The organism is Enterococcus termitis, from assembly GCF_001730305.1.
Lineage (GTDB): Bacteria > Bacillota > Bacilli > Lactobacillales > Enterococcaceae > Enterococcus_L > Enterococcus_L termitis.
On sequence record NZ_MIJY01000001.1, the window covers coordinates 14,493 to 33,757 of the forward strand.

Annotated in this window: 22 protein-coding genes, 1 tRNA gene and 1 other annotated feature; of the genes, 22 read left to right on the plus strand and 1 reads right to left on the minus strand. The window is 33.7% G+C overall.

Annotated features, from left to right (window positions below; all coding sequences use genetic code 11):
• Positions 1–32 precede the first annotated feature (32 nt).
• Positions 33–106 (minus strand) — tRNA-Arg (locus tag BCR25_RS00085).
• A gap of 169 nt (positions 107–275) precedes the next feature.
• Positions 276–354: a sequence feature (ribosomal protein L21 leader region), on the plus strand.
• 19 nt (positions 355–373) lie between these two features.
• Between BCR25_RS00085 and rplU the strand changes: the two genes are divergently transcribed.
• The 22 genes from rplU to BCR25_RS20260 all read left to right on the plus strand — a co-directional run bounded on the left by rplU (position 374) and on the right by BCR25_RS20260 (position 19,256).
• The gene (rplU, locus tag BCR25_RS00090; protein ID WP_069661579.1) at positions 374–682 is read left to right on the plus strand and encodes a 50S ribosomal protein L21; all 309 of its coding nucleotides are present in this window, start codon (positions 374–376) and stop codon (positions 680–682) included.
• Between the two features lie 34 nt (positions 683–716).
• Positions 717–1,061 (plus strand): ribosomal-processing cysteine protease Prp, encoded by a 345-nt coding sequence (locus BCR25_RS00095; protein WP_069661580.1) that lies wholly within the window; start codon positions 717–719, stop codon positions 1,059–1,061.
• 12 nt (positions 1,062–1,073) lie between these two features.
• Positions 1,074–1,361, plus strand: a complete 288-nt coding sequence (gene rpmA / locus BCR25_RS00100) for a 50S ribosomal protein L27 (protein WP_010762831.1) — start codon at positions 1,074–1,076, stop codon at positions 1,359–1,361.
• A 794-nt stretch (positions 1,362–2,155) separates the two neighbouring features.
• Positions 2,156–2,314 carry a thiazolylpeptide-type bacteriocin gene (locus BCR25_RS19720; protein WP_139124494.1) on the plus strand — a complete coding sequence of 53 codons (159 nt, stop codon included), beginning with the start codon at positions 2,156–2,158 and terminating at the stop codon, positions 2,312–2,314.
• A gap of 45 nt (positions 2,315–2,359) precedes the next feature.
• The gene (locus BCR25_RS19725) at positions 2,360–2,533 is read left to right on the plus strand and encodes a thiazolylpeptide-type bacteriocin (protein ID WP_071879566.1); all 174 of its coding nucleotides are present in this window, start codon (positions 2,360–2,362) and stop codon (positions 2,531–2,533) included.
• Between the two features lie 333 nt (positions 2,534–2,866).
• Positions 2,867–3,889: a hypothetical protein gene (locus tag BCR25_RS00105; protein ID WP_069661581.1), complete on the plus strand. Its 1,023-nt coding sequence runs from the start codon at positions 2,867–2,869 to the stop codon at positions 3,887–3,889.
• Positions 3,873–6,350, plus strand: coding sequence for a lanthionine biosynthesis protein (locus BCR25_RS00110; RefSeq protein WP_069661582.1), 2,478 nt, complete (start codon positions 3,873–3,875; stop codon positions 6,348–6,350). Before BCR25_RS00105 ends, BCR25_RS00110 begins: the two co-directional genes overlap by 17 nt.
• A gap of 11 nt (positions 6,351–6,361) precedes the next feature.
• The gene (locus BCR25_RS00115; protein WP_069661583.1) at positions 6,362–7,087 is read left to right on the plus strand and encodes an ABC transporter ATP-binding protein; all 726 of its coding nucleotides are present in this window, start codon (positions 6,362–6,364) and stop codon (positions 7,085–7,087) included.
• 13 nt (positions 7,088–7,100) lie between these two features.
• A complete protein-coding gene (locus tag BCR25_RS00120; RefSeq protein WP_069661584.1) occupies positions 7,101–7,841 on the plus strand; it encodes an ABC transporter permease in 741 nt (246 codons plus the stop codon).
• Positions 7,842–7,848: 7 nt separating this feature from the next.
• Positions 7,849–9,300: a hypothetical protein gene (locus tag BCR25_RS00125; RefSeq protein ID WP_069661585.1), complete on the plus strand. Its 1,452-nt coding sequence runs from the start codon at positions 7,849–7,851 to the stop codon at positions 9,298–9,300.
• A complete protein-coding gene (locus tag BCR25_RS00130) occupies positions 9,297–10,970 on the plus strand; it encodes a YcaO-like family protein (RefSeq protein WP_069661586.1) in 1,674 nt (557 codons plus the stop codon). The genes BCR25_RS00125 and BCR25_RS00130 overlap by 4 nt, the downstream gene beginning before the upstream one ends.
• A 15-nt stretch (positions 10,971–10,985) precedes the next feature.
• Positions 10,986–12,155 carry a hypothetical protein gene (locus tag BCR25_RS00135; RefSeq protein WP_069661587.1) on the plus strand — a complete coding sequence of 390 codons (1,170 nt, stop codon included), beginning with the start codon at positions 10,986–10,988 and terminating at the stop codon, positions 12,153–12,155.
• An 11-nt stretch (positions 12,156–12,166) separates the two neighbouring features.
• Positions 12,167–13,006: a thiopeptide-type bacteriocin biosynthesis protein gene (locus BCR25_RS00140; protein ID WP_069661588.1), complete on the plus strand. Its 840-nt coding sequence runs from the start codon at positions 12,167–12,169 to the stop codon at positions 13,004–13,006.
• A gap of 52 nt (positions 13,007–13,058) precedes the next feature.
• Positions 13,059–13,790 carry a SagB/ThcOx family dehydrogenase gene (locus BCR25_RS00145; protein ID WP_211272471.1) on the plus strand — a complete coding sequence of 244 codons (732 nt, stop codon included), beginning with the start codon at positions 13,059–13,061 and terminating at the stop codon, positions 13,788–13,790.
• Between the two features lie 16 nt (positions 13,791–13,806).
• Positions 13,807–14,649 (plus strand): ABC transporter permease, encoded by an 843-nt coding sequence (locus tag BCR25_RS00150; protein WP_069661590.1) that lies wholly within the window; start codon positions 13,807–13,809, stop codon positions 14,647–14,649.
• Positions 14,650–14,810: 161 nt separating this feature from the next.
• Positions 14,811–15,398: an accessory gene regulator B family protein gene (locus BCR25_RS00155; protein WP_069661591.1), complete on the plus strand. Its 588-nt coding sequence runs from the start codon at positions 14,811–14,813 to the stop codon at positions 15,396–15,398.
• 14 nt (positions 15,399–15,412) lie between these two features.
• Positions 15,413–15,535, plus strand: a complete 123-nt coding sequence (locus tag BCR25_RS20915) for a cyclic lactone autoinducer peptide (protein ID WP_071879565.1) — start codon at positions 15,413–15,415, stop codon at positions 15,533–15,535.
• Between the two features lie 126 nt (positions 15,536–15,661).
• Entirely contained in the window at positions 15,662–16,963 is a 1,302-nt protein-coding gene (locus BCR25_RS00160) for a sensor histidine kinase (protein ID WP_139124495.1), read from the plus strand.
• 12 nt (positions 16,964–16,975) lie between these two features.
• The gene (locus BCR25_RS00165) at positions 16,976–17,725 is read left to right on the plus strand and encodes a LytR/AlgR family response regulator transcription factor (protein WP_069661592.1); all 750 of its coding nucleotides are present in this window, start codon (positions 16,976–16,978) and stop codon (positions 17,723–17,725) included.
• 118 nt (positions 17,726–17,843) lie between these two features.
• Complete coding sequence (locus tag BCR25_RS00170; RefSeq protein ID WP_069661593.1) at positions 17,844–18,314, plus strand: DUF2798 domain-containing protein; 471 nt, start codon at positions 17,844–17,846, stop codon at positions 18,312–18,314.
• Between the two features lie 206 nt (positions 18,315–18,520).
• Entirely contained in the window at positions 18,521–18,925 is a 405-nt protein-coding gene (locus BCR25_RS00175; RefSeq protein ID WP_069661594.1) for a pyridoxamine 5'-phosphate oxidase family protein, read from the plus strand.
• Positions 18,926–19,109: 184 nt separating this feature from the next.
• Complete coding sequence (locus tag BCR25_RS20260) at positions 19,110–19,256, plus strand: hypothetical protein (protein ID WP_169818969.1); 147 nt, start codon at positions 19,110–19,112, stop codon at positions 19,254–19,256.
• The last annotated feature ends 9 nt before the right edge of the window (positions 19,257–19,265 follow it).

Here is a 19,265-nt window from a genome sequence, read left to right on the forward strand (position 1 = left end):
CTGGCTGATAAACATCAGCCAGTTTCTTTTTATACGCCAAGAGAGATTCGAACTCCCGACCGCTCGCTTAGAAGGCGAGTGCTCTATCCAGCTGAGCTATTGGCGCATGAATAACACAACAAAATTTATTATAATGAACATGGAAAACAAAGTCAATCATTAATTAGAAATAACACCAAAGTTTTTTTCATAATACCCATAAAGACAGAAAAATCAAGTTTTCATTGACTCTCTATCTATATTTTGATATAGTATTAATGTTGTAATTGTGGTCTCCACAGCTACAACCGCACAGAACAAGTTTTTAAGTATGATGTTCTATCATCACTTGGGATGGCGAGTCTAAGTCTAGAAGAAGGAGGTGCTGTATAGCATGTACGCAATTATCAAAACTGGTGGTAAACAAGTAAAAGTTGAGGTAGGTCAAGCAATTTACGTTGAAAAATTAGACGTAGAAGCTGGCGAAAAAGTTGTTTTTGACGAAGTTATCTTAGTGGGTGGCGAATCTACGAAAGTAGGAGCTCCAACTGTCGCAGGTGCAACTGTCGAAGGAACTGTAGAAAAACACGGCAAACAAAAGAAAGTCGTGACTTTCAAATACAAACCTAAAAAACACACTCACCGTAAACAAGGTCACCGTCAACCATATACAAAAGTCGTGATCGAAGCAATCAACGCATAATTCTTTTAAGTTGCATAGGAAAGAAGGCCTATCAATGATTAAAAGTTCTTTTAAACGAAATGACGCAGGTCAAATCGTTTCATTTGAAGTAACAGGGCATGCAGAAGCAGGTCCATACGGCAGTGATGTCGTTTGTGCAGCAGTGTCTGCATTAACGATCAGTACAGTCAATGGGATTGATGCATTAGCTGGTTTTGAACCGATTGTAGAAACCAATGATGATGAAGGTGGTTACCTTTATGTCGAAGTGCTTTCTAATGCTAATCAGGAACAAACCAATATCGCCCAAATTCTCTTGGAAAATCTTTTATTAGGTTTACAAGCAGTCGAACAAGAAAATCTTGAATTTATTCAAGTCAAAACCATAAACGAAAAATAGGAGGTGCAGACGATGTTACTAAATATGAATTTACAATTATTCGCCCATAAAAAAGGTGGAGGTTCTACTTCCAATGGTCGTGATTCAGAATCTAAACGCTTAGGCGCTAAGAGTGCTGATGGCCAAACAGTTACTGGTGGATCAATTTTATACCGTCAACGCGGAACTAAAATTTACCCTGGTGCTAATGTAGGTATTGGTGGCGATGACACTTTATTTGCAAAAGTAGACGGTGTAGTACGTTTTGAACGTAAAGGCCGCGATAAAAAACAAGTGTCTGTTTATCCAGTCGCTCAATAATAATTGAACTAATTGGCTCTATCCCTTGTCTTGTAAGGGATAGAGCTTTTTTATTTGTATGAAGCTGTTTGACTTTGTTTCATCTAAAAGTTAGCAAATTCATTGATAACTTTGATAAAAGCTCACCGAAAAACCAACCCTTTTTTATGAGGAACTATTGAAAAATACGAGTATCCTTGAAATGAGTGGGAATTCAAAAAACGGTAAAATTTATCGTCAGTGAATAATTGACGTCGAACCCACGTTCATCTTTTTAAAGGATTATTTAGACGTTACTCGGTTCTCTGTTTGAGTAAAATAGCAGACACACAAAATTGGATTTACACTGATGGCTGCAAATTTAAGAAAATACAGGCTAAGTCAGCTACACCAACTAAGGCTGTTTCTCCCAATAAACTAAAATAGAAGGCTGAAAATCGTAAAAGGATTTTCAGCCTTCTATTTTAGTTGTCTAGAGCTTTATGTCCTAAGTTCAAAAAAATTTAACTGTTAAATCTGAGTTTTAGAACATGATAGCTTTTACAAGCAGCGTTAAACAGGTAGTCACTAAACAAGTACCTCAGTGAAAGAATTAATGTGAGAAAATAACTCTTTTTATTTGAGTATTATCAAAAAAATAGGGTTAAAAGGGACAGTCACATTTTTCATGAACAGTTAGGATAAAAATCTCAACACGTAAAGTTATCTAGATTGAACAAATAAGTATGATAAACAAGATGATGTGTAAAATACGAAAATCAAATGGGTTATTAAGGTACAGTATGGGTGTAGTAAAAAATGAAAGGAGAATAGTCATGGAAAAAGAAATAGATACAAATGAGTTTGATTTGGAAGTAGAATTGTTGGATCTGGATGAAGTATCAGCAATTCCAGAAACAACAGCTAGCAGTGGTTCAACAAGTTGTTCCGCCTCGTCAACTTGTGGTTCAACTTCATGCTGCGGCTCTTGTTAAATTTTTTAAATGCAAAAGAAAAAAATTATTTTGGAGGAATTACTCATGGAAAAAGACATGAATAAAAAAGAAGTAGCGTCAAATGAATTTGATTTAGAAGTAGAATTGTTGGATTTAGATGAAGTATCAGCAATTCCAGAAACAACAGCTAGTAGCGGTTCAACGAGCTGTTCTGCCTCATCAACTTGTGGCTCAACTTCGTGTTGTGGTTCTTGCTAATTAAAAACATTGGAACAGTGACTGGGACATAATTCTATGAGTTACACCTCAGCCACTTGGAATCCGAATGAACGGTGGAAGCAGAAGCAACCCCTTCGGAAATAAGCTGAAATTGCTGTAAAACACAGTGAGGCACGAGCTGATCTAGAACAGTACTTTTGGTTGTTCACAAAATTTGAAGAACACCAGATATATACCAATGATCATCTGTTCGTAAACTCGCTGTGATGCTTAGCAATTTTCGAGAATTCCCTATTATTTCCTGGGGTTAAACACTTCTGCCCCATCCTCTGTTTCAAGATTTATTGAAAATGTACATAAGGATGTGTTGTTATGTATCAAATTTGTATTTATAACTATGATAGATCACTAGAAGAAACACTTTTACTTTTTATTGAACTATTGATGGATGGACACTCAAATTTTATCTCAAAGAGTTGGGAAGGAGGACCGCACCTTCAAATCGTTACAAGAAACAAACCGACAAAAGAGATAATCTCAAAACTGAAAAAAAAGTTAGGCCAACTTATTGATCAGCACCCTTTGGAAGCATCGTACGTAAAAAAAATTCAGGATCAATATGAAAGAAATTTGTCTTTACTTTCAAAATTGGAAAATAAAAAGCAAATAAAAAAAATCAGAGAGCATGGTGAAGTTGAAGTCTGTCCCTTTGAATTCTTTTTTCATAATCAACTAATGACGCAATTATATGTAGGTGAGCGTTTTAAACTTAACCAGTTACTTATGGATACAAAAAAATATCTTATTACGGAAAATCTCTCTGAAGCAGAACTATTTCCTCTAATATTTGCCAAAATTTCCAATGTCTATCAACAAAATGGAGACAATAAAGGATATTTTTCATTTATATCACATGTACATGGCTTTCTTGAACTTTCTGAAAAACAAGATAGACCATACAGTGAAAGTGTTTTTGAAAAAATATATCAAGAAAAACAATTAAAATTTGAATACTTGAAGAAAATACATTCTAAAATATTAGAGCGTTGGGCAAATCAATTTTCACAATTTTATTATGACTGTCTAGAGCAGGTAGATCAATTGGTAGATGAAGCATATAGATCTGAATTAGAACGTACTATAACAGAGTTGGAAAAAAATTTCCAAAATGATTTTCATCAAAACTTTGTTCACTATTCAAGACAGAAAAATTTTATGGAAAACTCAGAAGCAACAGCTTATCGATTTACAATAAATCTTTTGTATTTGGTTCTACCATTCTTCAACATAAGCGCACTGAAAAAACAGCAATATCTCTATTTAGCGTATAGGGAAGTGGAAAAAGAAAAAGGTATTACCTGGAGGGAGGAATTAGGTCTTGGAATTAACAATTAGCCAAAACCCGTTTAGTATCTATCGAGGAACAAATATATCTGATGATTGGTACTTTAAAATGAAAGAATATTCGGAAGAAATTCAGATTGTCGTGGCAAAATTAAATGAGTTACAACTTGCCATAGAAGAAGAAAAGGATCTCGTTGTATGTAAAATAGAAGAAAAATTTTCTCAGGAAAAAGAGTCGAAACTTTTAAATCTCAAACGAGATGTTCACAATTTAAGGCGTGTACGTTTACAAAAATATTCAGGAGATATTTGTCTGCAACAGTTGCTTGCTCTCTTAAAGCAACAGGAGGAGATCAAACTATCATTGACCGAAATCTACACGGAGACCGTGCAAAAGTCCCGAGCAGTCTTACAAGAGGAAATAGCAAATGAACAACTAAAAAAGACGATTCTCTTTTTTAACAGAACTATTTATAAGAACGTTGAAAAATATTTATCAAAACCCATAGATCAACATAACAAAAAGGACAAGAAGCTCGATAATTTTATTATCAATTTATTGATGCGAAGTTCTATGAAGACAAGTCCTTTTTCCTATTTAACTAAAACGGGATCTACGGGAAATATGTTTTCGATAACGAAAGAAGTAAATATTGAATTAAATCATGCTCTGCTGTTCAGAATCTTTTTAGAAACCATTCGGTCTGATCATGGAGCCTTAAAAAAAATTCCTGTTCAAGTATCAAAATTTGGACAACGCGATAGTAAAATTTTCTTTGTTACTCAAGAAAATGTTCCGCAATCAAGAAAAATATATGAAACTAGTGATAAGTTAGTCGAAATGAAAATAGATGAAAAAGTCATTGACTATCTTAAAGAACACCAAGGTCAAACGATCAATTATGAAGACTTTGAGCAATTTTTAAAGCAGCACACATTATATTCAAATTACGAACTTGAGGTGTTTAAAAAACTTGTTTCCATCAAAGTATTAGTACAAAAGATTACCGTTGTGGCTGAGCGTGGGTTGGTGAAACATATTATTGAGTACTTGAATGATAATCAAATCTGCGAGACGCTACGAGAAAAACTTCAGTCTATAGATGAAAAGCAAGACGAATTTGAAATTGCTGAGGTAGGAGAACGACTGACTATTTGGCAAAGTATCGAGGAAGTTATAAAGCAACTGAGTGAATCTATCCCTAGCTTTGGTACGGAAATACTCTACGAAGATGTCTTGTTTGGCTCTAAAGAGAATAAAAGTAACATTGATGACATAAAGGATAAATTCTCCCCATCTTTCTTTCAGGAGATGACCAGTTTCTTACTGTTGTTTGATGTCAATATTCGGGTACAGTATGAAGTTGCTGCGCTTTATAGAGAAAAGTATGGAAATGAAGTAGTAAGTTTGTCAGATAGTAACTTGTTAAACCAAGTATTTTTTGAAAAACTGCGTTACTTTTTCCCTTATTTTCAAGATATGGATTATCGATATGCTGACGCAATAGCTCCCGAAGTAAAACTTTTAGATGATTTGCGTGATGAATTTAAGGTTTTCTTCTTAGACTATTTGGAAAAAAATGGATCTTCAGAAATTGATTTTCGAAAGGTGATAGAACCATTTTCTAAACGGATTCCTGATTACATCAAGTGTGGAAACGAATTTAGCATGACATTTTTCTACCAACTTTTTCAGGGTAAAGTGATTTTAAATGATATTTATGATGGACAGGAAAAGTTTTTGTCTAGATTTAAAGATTTTTTTGGAGATCTGGAAAATAGCAAAGAGTATAAAGAATATGTCAAAAAAAATTATTATGATAAAAATTACTATGAGGTAACTGAGTTGTTTGGGTTTAATGGAGGAATCCATGATAGAGTCTACACTCAAAAATTGAACTTAGAATTAGGAAATCAACGCTTTAGTGATACAGAGCATCCTAGTGTTTCCGATTTTTCTGTTATGTACGATCAGAGTAGCAGCAAATTAAAAGTTCTAGATCATGAGGGACAAAAAGCACGAGTAGCGTACAAATCTTCGCTTGTTCCTGTTTTTTTACCAGGAGTATTATCTGTCCTACTATTATTGTTTCAAAGCGGAAGAATCAATTTTGATATCAACTACTTTTTGAAAAAACGAACAGAAATGCCGAGAATCAACTTTGAGAATGTTGTTTTGTATCGAAAAAAATGGAATCTACAATTAGCTGATTTGAATAAACTTGTTGAGCAATCAGAAGATGATATTGCTTTGTACCTAAATGGTAATGAGTACTTCAAAGAACAAGAGCTACCCAAAACCTTCTTTCTAAAGAAATATCGATTAGGAGAAGAAATTTCCGCAATGAAACCAATGTTTATTGATATCAAAGTACCTGCACTATTTAAACATTTCATTAGTGAGATCAAGGGGGAGCAGAGTTTAGAACCATTGTATTATATCGAAGAAGTAGTACCTAAATTTGAAAACGAGCTTAGAGAATATGTTGTTGAGTATACAATCGATAATTAGGAGGGTGAATTATGCAGAAATATAATGTAAAAGTAGAAGAATTAACAAAGAGTTATGGTAAAAAAACTGTTTTAAAAGGAATCAATTTTACTGCTGAAAAAGGTGAAATCATTGGAGTTATTGGGAAAAATGGTGCCGGAAAATCGACTTTTTTGGAAATTTTGATGACCATCAAAGACTTTAATGACGGAAAAGTAGTTGTTTTTGGCGAAAATTTGAAGGAAATTGATCATGCCAAACTGGGAAAAATAAAAAATAATATTTCAGCAGTTCTACAACCAACTCAGTTTTATAAAAAATTAAAAGTAAAAGAATTGTTAGATTTATTCCGGTCTTATTATGGAGGACAAGTGAATCTTGACGAAATCATAGAAGAATTTGAACTAGGTGAGCATTTAAACACATTTTTTGATAATCTGTCTGGTGGTTGGAAGCAAAAAGTAAGTTTGGCTATTGCTTTTTCTTCAAAACCTCGTCTGATTATTCTAGACGAACCAACGACAGGCTTAGATCCTCATATGCGTAATGTTTTATGGGAAAACATTACAAGTTATATTAAAAAAAATGACAGTACAGTTATTTTGTCTACCCATTATATGGATGAAATTGAAATGTATTGTGACAAAGTACTATTTATCAATGATGGTGTGAATGAAGTATTTGATACACCAGAAAATATACTAAATTCAGGTCATAAATCAATCAATAGTTTCTATCTTGATAAGATTGCAAAATAAGGGGGAATCAACCATGTTACTAACACAAATTAAATATGATCTAAAAATGTTTTTCAGAGAACTGTTTTATTTAGTCTTTACAGTAGTAGTACCACCAGCAACATATATTTTAATGGGACAAATGTTCAGTGATTCTACGTATAGCGGAGGAATGAATTATGTGCAGATGTACACGCCATCGTTCATTGTATTGATCAGTTTCTCTGTTGTATTCTTTGCTTTTGGGTTTGACCAAGTAATGAACCGGGCAGCTGGAATTGAAAAGCGCTTATTTATCACACCGATTACAGATAAGATTCTTTTGCTATCAAGCATTGCTAAATCATTTATTATAGCAAGTGCTGGCTTCTTTCTAATTACAATGATCGGTATTTTTGTTTACGGGTTACAGCTTTCGATTGTTAACTTTATCATTTCATACTTTAGTCTGCTCCTGATTAATGCCTGTATGCTGATCTATTCACATGCTATCTATTCTAACTTTAAAGAGGTCAAAACAGCTTTAGTTGTTTCAATTGTTTTATTCCAAATTGTGATGTTTACAGGTGGGTTCTCAGTTCCAGTAGAAAGTTTACCTGATTTTGTCCAAATTATTTCTTATATCAATCCTATTTACCATTTAAATCAGATCTACATTGCCATTTGGAATCAAACATTTACATTTAATCAGGATATGTTGATCTCTATCGCATATTCAGTGGCTCTTATCGTAATTTCTTTAATTGTAATCAGAGTAAATAAAAAGAAGGAGTGATATCGTCATGCTCGTAAAATCTCGTAGAAACAGTAGGTATTATTACAATGAGCCGTACTTATTTATTCATGGACCAAATGAAAAAATAAAATTAAAGACGAACCTTTCTGATTATCAAAAAATTATCGCTGTTTTTCGTGATACTCTTCAAGGAGTGGAAGAAGAGGCTTTATATGAGAAATACCGTCGATATAGCTCATTGATACAGCTACTCTTGGAAAAACAAGTATTTTACAAAATAACTGTTGAACAACATGACAAACATAAAAATAGTAGCTATCTGCCATGGTTAGAAGAGGCCTGTTTAGAGGTTCAGGAATCGCTGGAACAAGTAGAAAAAATAAGTATTGGGATACCAGAGAATTTTTTTGGCAAAGAATATTTACGTGAGTATTTTTCTGCCAATAATCTAACCACCAATTCATCAAAAGAAGAATCGTTTGAGATCAAATTGAATGGAGAAATAAAGCAACAGTATTATATTTGGAAAAAAGAAAATGATGTTTACCTTTCTATAAGGAAACCAAAATGGTTTGAACCAATTCAAAAAAATGATATCTCCGAACGGCTTATTGCAGGATTCATTTACTATTGTGCTATCGTTTCGACTGTCGCTGCCGAAGCACCTACGTTTAAAATCAACCATTTATTGGAAGTAGAAAGAAAAACGGCTTTTCAAGAGATCGAAATGAAAAATTATCCTAAAACTAACAGCACGTCAAAAGTGTCTAAAGACCCAATTAAAAATTATAATTCATTGGAATATTTCGTAAAGAACTATGATTCAAAAATCAAATCATTCAATAAAAACGATGAGTATATGAAGTACAATCAATCACCGTTACAAATCATAACTGTCCAGACTGAAGAAGAGAAGAATTATTATTTTGCAGATATTTCTTATGAGCGCTTGTCCCATTTTGTTACAGAGGTCGCTTTTATTGAAATCTTAAAAGATTGTTATCAAAAAGATTTGCTATTACTGTCAAACGACAGGTTGATTCATGGAACGCTACACAATAAATGTGCAGAACAATGGACATTTGATTTAGCTCTGCTTGAAGAAGGTGAGCTCTTAAAAGATCTATTGCAACAAGAAGATTTAAGGATATCTTGTTATGTTCAAGCGTGTGAAGAAGGTGGGTGTTACTTGTCAATTGCAAATCATAAGGAGCAAGAAACCGTTGAATTTCAACTACCACTCAAAACCGAAGCTCAAATGACGACTGCTCTTTTGACCTGGATCAGTATACAAATGAATCAGATCAGTGTGGAAGAAACATTTTATGCAAAAACAGAGTATCGGGAGGAAGAGCCAAAAGCTATTAGCAGTTTAGCCGATATGTTGACGCATCGAGACCAAGCTATAAAGTGGCATGAGATAGCGGTGCAAACAAATTTAAGCGAAATACTAAAAAGGAATGGGTTTGACTATGAATTGCTGGAGGTGAAAAGATGATTGAACAGAATGAGTCAATGATAATTCTTACAAATCAAAAGTATATATTTCTTCATTCTGCAGGAAATAAGCAAACTTTTTGTCTAGACTGTTACAAAGAAAGACTAAAAGAATTGGATCAATATCATGAATATTTCGGCTGGGTAACAGACCAGCCGAATCCAGTTGAAATCGAGATGATCGATGTTTTAAAAAGAAAATTAGAAAATGAAAGTGTAGGATTTCTTTACGAGATGAATCGAAACACTCTTGAAATTAAAGCTAAAGCAACGTTCAAACGGGGCGATTGTAAATGCAATGAAGATCTAATGGCTGTGTTGCCTGAGGAACTGGATACTATTTTTGATCATAAAAATAATCGACAGCTTAGTTTTGAAGAAGTTAGAAAAAAAATAGATGATCATAAAAAAATGATTTATGATTCTTCAACGTCTATTATCAATGCTGCCACTCGTTCTGGTGATTCATATGGGACACCAATGGTTCAGACAGAAGTGCTACATAAAGGAATATCAATGCTCTCCTATGGTCGGACCAGTTCATATGAAAAATCAAAATACATTTCTATTTTAGAATCATTAGAGCGCTATGCTACGGCGTTTCCTTATAAAAAAAAGAATATCCAATTAAAGGAAGGCGATTCTGAGAAAATCGATTTGACATTGAGTGAAGTGATGGCTCAATGTGACTATCATAATCCAAATGACTACACGAAGGAACAACCACTCTATTATGAAGAAGTCAAAGCGCTGCACAAGGAGGAACAGGTACTGGTTCCAGAGCAGTTAGTTTATTATAATTCGCATGCGACTTCAGAAGAAAAACGGTATATTTATGAAAGTTCTAACGGTAGTGCGATTGGCTCAACTGAAGCAGAAGCAAGCTTACATGCGATGTTGGAGTTAATTGAAAGAGATGCTTTCCTAGCAACTTGGTATGGTCAGATTCCACCAGTGAGAATTAAAGAAGAAACGATTCATTCAAAAAAAATCCAAGCCTATATAGATTCGTTAAAACGAAAAAAAATTCGCGTACATTTATTTGATATCTCAATGGAAACAACGATTCCAACTATTTGGGTATTACTTGAAAAAATTGATCCAAAGGAAAATGATATGGCATTTTATACGGCTGCGGCGGCATCATTTGATTTAGAAGAATCAATTGAACGAGCCTTAATTGAAGCAACGACTGCTATCACCGTATTTACTAATGTATTTGATAGTCAGGATTACCAAGAACGTAAAAAACTTCTTTTAAAGAACCCGAAAGCTGTCCATCGTTTAGAGGATCATCTCCTGCTCTATTCTAATCCAGAAATGAGACCTGTATTCGCGTTTGCTTTAGAGACAACATTAGTACAGTCATATAAGGAATTATCATCCGCATATGCTAGTTATCAGGGGCAATTTTCAGAAGTTGTTAGAGCGCTTGAAAATCAGTTGATGAAAGTTTCTGAAAAAGTATATCGTGCAACGACATATAATCCTAATCTGTTCTCTGCCGGTTTTGTTAATGTCAAATATATTGTACCTGAAATGTTGACGATGACTTTTGGTCATCAAAATAGACGAGTTGTTAATCGGCGTATAGAAAAAGCAATAGCATTCAAACAAAGAGGAACTTTGGATACAGTGTGGATCGAACAAACCCCTCATCCATTTCCATAAATAGGAGGCATACGGATGATTGATCAAAATTATTTAAATAAATTTGGAGAGAATCGCTATAATCAAATGATTTCAACATCAATAATTACTGACGAGCCTTTATTTGAAGAGTATAAAGATATTATTGAAATGAAATTTTTAAAAGAAATGGGAGGTCTTGCGAGTTGGAGTTCAATTATCTATGACCTGTACTACTATTTGGAGATGATCCAACGGATTGATTTTTTTAGTAAATACTATTTTCATGCACTTTCACCAAAAGCAAGAAATATAAGTAGTGTAAAACTGATTTTTGTTCATAAAACACATCTATTTGTTTATGATCCGTTAACGGATAGGATTCATGTTCATGAGCAGAACTATTTTGAAGGATTGGATCCGGAAAAAGATTATCTGGTGATTTTAAATGACAATCGACAGCTACAACGATTTTATGGAGATTTTTCATGTATGCTTGGTTTACTGAATACCGGTCATTTTCTATATAATCTGGAACACGTGTTACAGGCGCATCAGATACGGACAAAAGAGATTACACAAAAAATTTCTTTTTCAGCCCCTAAAGAACAAGTAACGATTCCTTATGCTATAGAAATAGCTGCTGATCAAGAATATCACTTATGCAAGGAAGATATTAAACAACAAGCGGTTTCGAAAGAATTCATGAATCGGACATCTGAGCAAAATATTCGTGGTGATGCAGTCACAGGAGTAGTCTTGCCTTCAGAGGTTCATACTGAAATTTTTAAAGCTTTTCAAAGCGCCGCTGACAGTTATCCGGGAATTAAGCTATGGTGTTTCGTCGATCATGTATTAGATGTTGAAAGCGGTTTTTATCAGATTAGTCAAGAGGTATCTTTGGTAAAAGCCGAAAGTCAGTCTGTTTATAAGGAGTTGTTACAGGAATACCAGGATTTCACCAATTTAGAAGGGATGAACTACTGGCTATTTCTAACTTTTGAAAAAAATAAACAAAAATATGATCAATATTTTGTGCAGATAGGACGCATTGCCCAGCACCTCTCTGTAATAGCTGCTCGCTACGGGCTCGCTGCTCGAGGCATGAAAAACTATAATGATTTAAACGTCAAGAAAAAATTCAATTTAACAGATGAAACTATTATTGGGTATTCTGTCAATATTTTTGAAGCATTGAATACCAGTCATAGCTTGATGTTAAAGTAAAGGAGAACAACATGTGGACATCTAAGCATATATTTATTCATGATTATCAATTAATAGAAATATTTCTGAAAGATTATTTGTTTCCGTATATCGATAGACAAACTCTTTCCTATTTCTTCATCCGTTATTGGGATGGAGGACCGCATATTCGCTTAAGATATAAAAATCAAGCTGAAAATTTTGAAGAAGGAATAGAAAAGTTAATGGTGGAATTTCAAATGACTTATAAAGATCATCCTTTTCAGGAAGTTTCTTATGACGCTGCAATTGTTGAAACTGAAGAAGTTCAGCCAGCTGCACCTTTTCCTAACTTTTCTGTCCAGACTATTGATTATGTACCTGAATTGTATCGATATGGAGGAGCAGATGTGATGGATTTATCTGAGGAATTATTTGAGTGTTCTTCAAGATTTACCAGCCATATTATTCAAAAATTGACTCGTAGCCAAAGATATGTTTTGGCAATTGATATGATGTACAAATGTGCAAAAATAGCAGAAGAACTGGGTTATTTCGATGATTTTGAAAAATTCTTTCGTGCATATCGGGAAATTTGGATTCAGTTTGAGGGGGCGGAACTTGATTCTAGTATACAACAGGCAATCACTAGCCGAATTAACCGATTGCAAAACGGAGAATGCTCATTGCATTTTTATCAAACATATCTAGAAACTTTTCGTGCTCTTATCGAACAAATAAAGATAAAACAAACAACTATGGAACCAAAATATGCTTATTACATTGTTATTTCGCATCTTCATATGCTAAATAATCGTTTGGGCATTTCTCCTGAATTCGAGTTTTTATTCTCAGATACGTTTGTCAAAACTGAAGTAAAGATAAACGTGTAATTTGTTATAAGAACAAGGGGAACAGAGACAAACATGAAAGGAGGCGCTGATTTTGTGGAATTTTAAAGGCGAAAAGAATGTTGAAAAGAACTTTATCGATTATCATTTGATGTCAATAAATGAACCAGAATTTACAAATACGCAAGTATATGCACATCGACCAAGAAAATTATTAAGCAATGAAGGGTATCCATTAGTTGATTTGAGCTATACAGCAAGTCAAAATAATATATTTGAAGAAACATTGATGAACAGGTACTCAGCGAGAAATCCTTTTGAAGCAAGAGAAAAGGTTGATAGAGAAAAGATTGCTCAATTTGCACAGTTAGCAATGATTGGTGGAGAAAAAGAAAATCGTACCTATCCTTCTGGTGGAGCACAGTATTACGTGGACTGTTATTTCCTATTTAATGAAAATCTAGTGGACCAGCAACTAGTAGAACAGGGAAACATCATGCGTTTAAACTGTGATACTCAAAATTTGATGGTGAAACAATATCAGCCTTGGGAGGAAATTAGTAAAGCGTTTATACAGAAATATTTAGTTCATACCGCCCAGTTTGCAATTGCACTGAGCTGTGATATGACAAGTATCTCAAAAAAATATACAGATATTTCCTATAAACTGGTTCAACAGGAAGCAGGGCATATTGGACAAAATATTCAGTTGGTAGCCAACTATTTAGGATTAGAAAGTGTTCCATTGGGTGGTTTTTACGATATTGAATTATCAAAACTCCTGGGAGACAATCAAACGTCATTATATGCATTTCTTCTAGGATAGAAAGGAGAGTGGACCTATGTATTGTTTAAAACTGAGGTATCAAGTGAAAAAAGTAAATGATTTCTTTATGATTCAGGATTGCATAACATCAGAAGCTGTAATGGCTTTTAAAGTCAAAGATATAGCATTTAATAAATTGAAGGAGATCATATACCATGGAATAGAAGAAACGGCAGAGGAACCGGAAGCTAAATTAGGCAAACAGTTACTGAAAAAAGATGCTGATCTATTTATTCAATATGAAAAGAAAGAATCTAGGGAGCTATTAAATCTAGTCAGAAATTATACAGAATTTTTTTCTTCGTATTTTATTTCAACAGAAGCGATTCAAGAATATCTGGAATTTTCTGAAAGCATTATAGACACAGGGAAAGTATTTACGATTCAATTATTTTTGGAAGGTAAATTCCCCAATGTACAGGATTTTCTTGAAAAATTACCTTTTGTAAAAACAATCTATAGTGAGCAACAGCAGGCAGAAGTTGATCTATTGATCGGTACCCAAAAAGAAATTACAGAGATCGAAAATATAGAGAATTTTGCAACCTATGTTTTAGCTCTTAGTTGTCAGGAAACAAGTTTAGAAATTGGTCCGTTGATTAATGCTACTAAATTTGAAGTGCCAGATTTTCAAATTGAAAAAGAACATGATGCTGCTATTATGCATCATGAAGAACTGCTAATGTGTTTCTTTCTCGAGAGGATCTTATTTATTCAATTGTTTAACCTGTATAACAAAATGAGGCAAAATGAATTTTTCCCAACCCGTAATAAAGTTTGTATTAATCGAATGGATTTACAAGGTTATAGTGAAATGGTGACCTTGTATCCTAAATATTTAGTCGAATTCGTTGTATAAGAATCATGACTGTAAGGAAAATACTCGTAACTGTGTATTTTCTTTTTTTGTGTGTACATATATGACAGCGAAAGACGGAGTTAATACATTTTTAATAAAAAGTATAAAAAACAGAATATACTATTGTTGTTAAGAAGAATAAAGGGAGGGCCAATGACATAATGGAGATACTGAAAAAATTTAAAGAAGAGACAATTGCAAATTATATCGTAGAGAAGCTGAAGGAGAAACAGGACTTGTCTAGAATACAAGAACTTAAATGTAAGCTTGGTATAGAGGTCTGTTTGACTAATCTAGGAAAAGGTTTTGTCGTCTATTTGGTTGCTGCATTATTACAGGTTTTGCCCTTGACCATTCTTTTTCATAGTGCTTACTTTATTATTAGGATCAGTGCTCGAGGAGTGCATGCGCAAAAGAGCAGTACATGTACTTGGGTAAGCGTTTTGCTATTTGTATTGCTTCCTTTATTGGTAAATGAAATCAATCTATCAAAGATCGTTCCTTTAGTTGTTAGTCTGTTTGTTTATATTTGCTTATACAGATATGCACCACAAGGAACAAAGAAAAATCAAGTTGGGACAATCGAGTTACGGAAAAAATTACGTAATCGGGCGCTAGTTGGTTATTCAATTTGTGTCGCACTAATATTTGGAACAGACTCGACAATGATCATGAATCAAGTGTTTTTCGGCAGTTTGCTGGCAGTCGTCTGCATTTTACCGTTGACATATAAATTATTAGGAGAATAGAAAGGGAGATAATTATGCAATCATTATTTACAATTGGGATAACAAAATTATTTATGGCAGTTGGGGCTTTTAACGTGGAGAATTTTTGTGCAGGATTTATGTACGAATGCGATATACCCGAAGAATTGAAAAAATAAAGTACTAAACCTTTCTACGCTAATCAAGTGAATATAGTAACCTTTTTAAGGATAACAGATCAAAAACATCTGAATATGTAGTATAATGGTTAAATAATATCACTTTTGAGAAGCGAGGATGGAAAATTGGATGTACTAATTTTTATTCAACTTTGTATTAATTGCATTATTGTTGGAGTGCTTTTGGGCAAAAAAGTAATCAATCATTTAAATATATTAATAGTTATTTTGTCAGGTTTTTTTCTTGTTGCATTATATAGAGAAATTGGTATTTTTAGTTCTTTGTTTGTTTTTTTGCTTATTTTTATTCTCTCCAAGAGAGTTTCTAAAAAATGGGTAGATGCGCTTTATTATGCATCCATTGCAATGATCATCATGGTGTTAAGTGACCATTTGGCAAGTTTTATTACGCGAACGATGTTAGGTGTAAATAGCATTTTTACAGAAGCAGATACTATTGATATGGTTCTTATGTTGATTCATGAAGGAATTGCGCTAACTAGTGGAGTAATTGTGGCATTTATTTGGAGAAAGCTGATGGATATGCTATTTGCGAAACATGTAGATTCAAAAAACTTAAACTACATTTTTGCTTTTTTCAGTTTTTTTACTTATATTATCTATTTTTCAATGATTGTTTATGTACGTATAGTAGGAAGTCAAAGTACTTTAGTATTGTTAAACACAATTTACTTGTTTATTTATTTTGTCATATTTGTTGCAAGTCTGTTTTTCATGGTCTATACATTTAAAAAGCGTTTTGAGATGAAGGAAAAGGAAATTGAGCTGACTAGCATGCAAATTTATACCGAGCAGTTAGAACAAAATTATACTGAAATGCGTCGCTTTCGTCACGATTATATCAATATTTTGGCTTCCATGGCGGAGTATATAAATAAGCGTGATGTAGATGCACTAGAAAATTACTTTAATAAGAATATTATGCAGGTCAGTCATGAGATTCGGAAAAATGATTTTAAGATGAGGGATCTAACCAATCTTCAGGTAGTTGAGCTAAAGGGTTTAATTGCATCTAAATTAATTACAGCACAGGAAAAAGGGCTGAATGTGAGCTTTGAATGTCCAGAAGTGATCGAACAGCTAAACATGGATAGAGTTACTTTGTGCCGTTGTATTGGCATTTTATTGGATAATGCGATAGAAGCAGCTGGTGAAACTGATACAGGCCAAGTAAGAGTGGGGTTTGTAACATTTGATCACTCCGTATCTTTTATTGTATGGAATGATTTTGATGATAAGGGATATAAGATGTTTAACTACTATAAGGAAGGTTTTTCAACAAAAGGAGAGGGCCGTGGATTGGGGTTAAATACCCTCAAAGCTCTAGTTGATGCAGCGGAAAATCTTCATTTAGATACGATTATTGAAAATGAGATGTTTAAGCAAGAAATAAAGATAGTGAATTAGGAGGAGATAAAAGTGATTGATGTGTTTATTTGCGAAGATCAAGAAGAACAACGAGAGAAGATTTCCAGATATGTCGCAAATTATATTATGATTGAAAACTTAGATATGCGTCTGGCTTTAGCAACAGGAAACCCAGATGAGCTTCTTGGGTATATTGAGGAAAGTAACAAAGATGCACTGTATTTTCTTGATATAGATTTGAATCATAGGATTAACGGCATCAATCTAGGTGCTGAAATCAGAAAAATGGATCCTAATGGTGACATTGTATTCATCACGACTCATTCTGAGATGAGCTATCTAAACTTTGTTTATAAAGTGGCTGCGATGGATTTTATTATCAAAGATGATTTTGAAGAGGTGAAAGAAAAGGTCATCAGCTGTTTAAAAGCCGCAAATGAAAAAAGACAGATTAGTTCTAATGGAGCTAAAAAAAAGTTTGTACAAAAGATTGCAGATAAAATAATCAGCGTCGATTATAAGGATATTATGTTTTTTGAGTCCTCTCCTTTGCATAAAGTGGTGCTTCATATGGAAAATCGTCAAGTTGAGTTTTATGGGAAGTTAAAGGAAATAGAGAAAGAATATGAAGGTTTTATTCGTTGTCATAATTCCTTTGTAGTAAATATTGATAATATTCAAGAAATTGATTTTAAAAAGAAAGAGATTTTGTTGAATAATGGAGAAATTTGCTATGGATCGGCAAGAATGATTAAAGCTGTTCAAAAAAATTTAGAAACAAGAATAACAAATAATGATTAAATAGTACAAAGTATTTGATCGATTACAATGTCACTTTTTCATTTAGAAAAAAACACTTACGAGAATTTTTTATTTATGGTAGCATGATCTTTGTTACAAAAAAAAGAGGAGTGTATATATGCCGCAAACTAAAAAAGAAAGTTTATTTTTCACAACGATCGTCTGTTTTTCTATGGTGTTTTCAATGAGTCTGTACAATTTGATTTTGCATGGTCAATTTTCGTGGGGGCACTTGTTCGGAGGCTTGATTCCAGGATTTATCGTTGCCTTTTTACTGGATGTATTTGTTGTAGCCGCAACTGCGAAGAAAATTGCCTTTGCATTGCCGATCAATAAAGAAAAGAAACTGCATATGATCATTGCTATTTCCAGCTGTATGGTGCTGGGCATGGTCTTTTTTATGTCGATGTATGGTGTTGTAATTCAGTTTGGTTTCACTAAAGAATTTCTTTCGTATTATAGAGCTGCTTTTGTCGCAAACTTGGTTATGGCGTTGCCCCTGCAGCTTCTGCTTATCGGGCCAGTGTGCAGAATGATTTTAAAGAAAAGTCAGCAAAATAATTGGCTGAATGAAAAGGCTATTGACTGATAAGTAGCGAGAGTCAAAAGGATGGATATATCTTTTGAAACCAGTATTGCTGTTTCCACCATTTGATTTGATTCAAAGTGACTGAGTTAGAGTTCCTGTGATTCTAACTTGGTCATTATTTTGTTATCAAAAGGGTTTAGCTTTTCAAAAATAGGCGATAATTGTTATAATTAATTGAATATATATGAACAAGGAGGTCTTCAAAAATGGAAATACATGAGCGAATTGTTAGGTTATTAAATTCAAGTAAAGTATTTTTACTCGCAACGATCGATAAACGAGAATTTCCCTCTGTTATTACAGTCTCTGCGCCCTTATGGAGAGAAGGATTGTTAAAGTTACAGTTTTACTTGGATGGAGAAGGCGAAACAGTTAAAAACATTCGTCACAATCCTAACGGGTCTGTTTGCTGTTATGAAGAGATCGCTCATGAAAGTTTATTATTAAAAGGTAAATTTTCCATTGAAGAGGTCTATTCTGCGCAAGAAGTCGAACCAAAGTTGTCGGCTTATCAAAAAGAATTGGATCATCCAAATCCAGTCTTGGTTACGTTTGAAACCTGGACAGCGAGAATTCATATGGACAAAAAAACCAAAGATATCATCGTTTAAGGAGATAAGTTTCCATAAACTCACCATTATCAGAAGAGTCGAAACAGCTAGTGATGTGTTTCGGGCTCTTTTTCCTTTTTCTTAAGAAGTATTCATAGATAATTCGGATCTTTTTATGCTTTTGTTAAGCTTTCTAGGTTATAGTTACCTCATCACCAAAAAGAAACGAAAGGGAGGAATGACGATGTACGCTGTAAAAGTATTACATGGGTATATTAGTAAAGACGGGCAACGTACAAGAGACAAAAGACGAGCGCGGATCTTTAGTAATAAAAATTATGCAGAAAAATTTGCAGATAAAATCGGTGGACGAGTAAAAGAAATGTACTAGATAAATAAA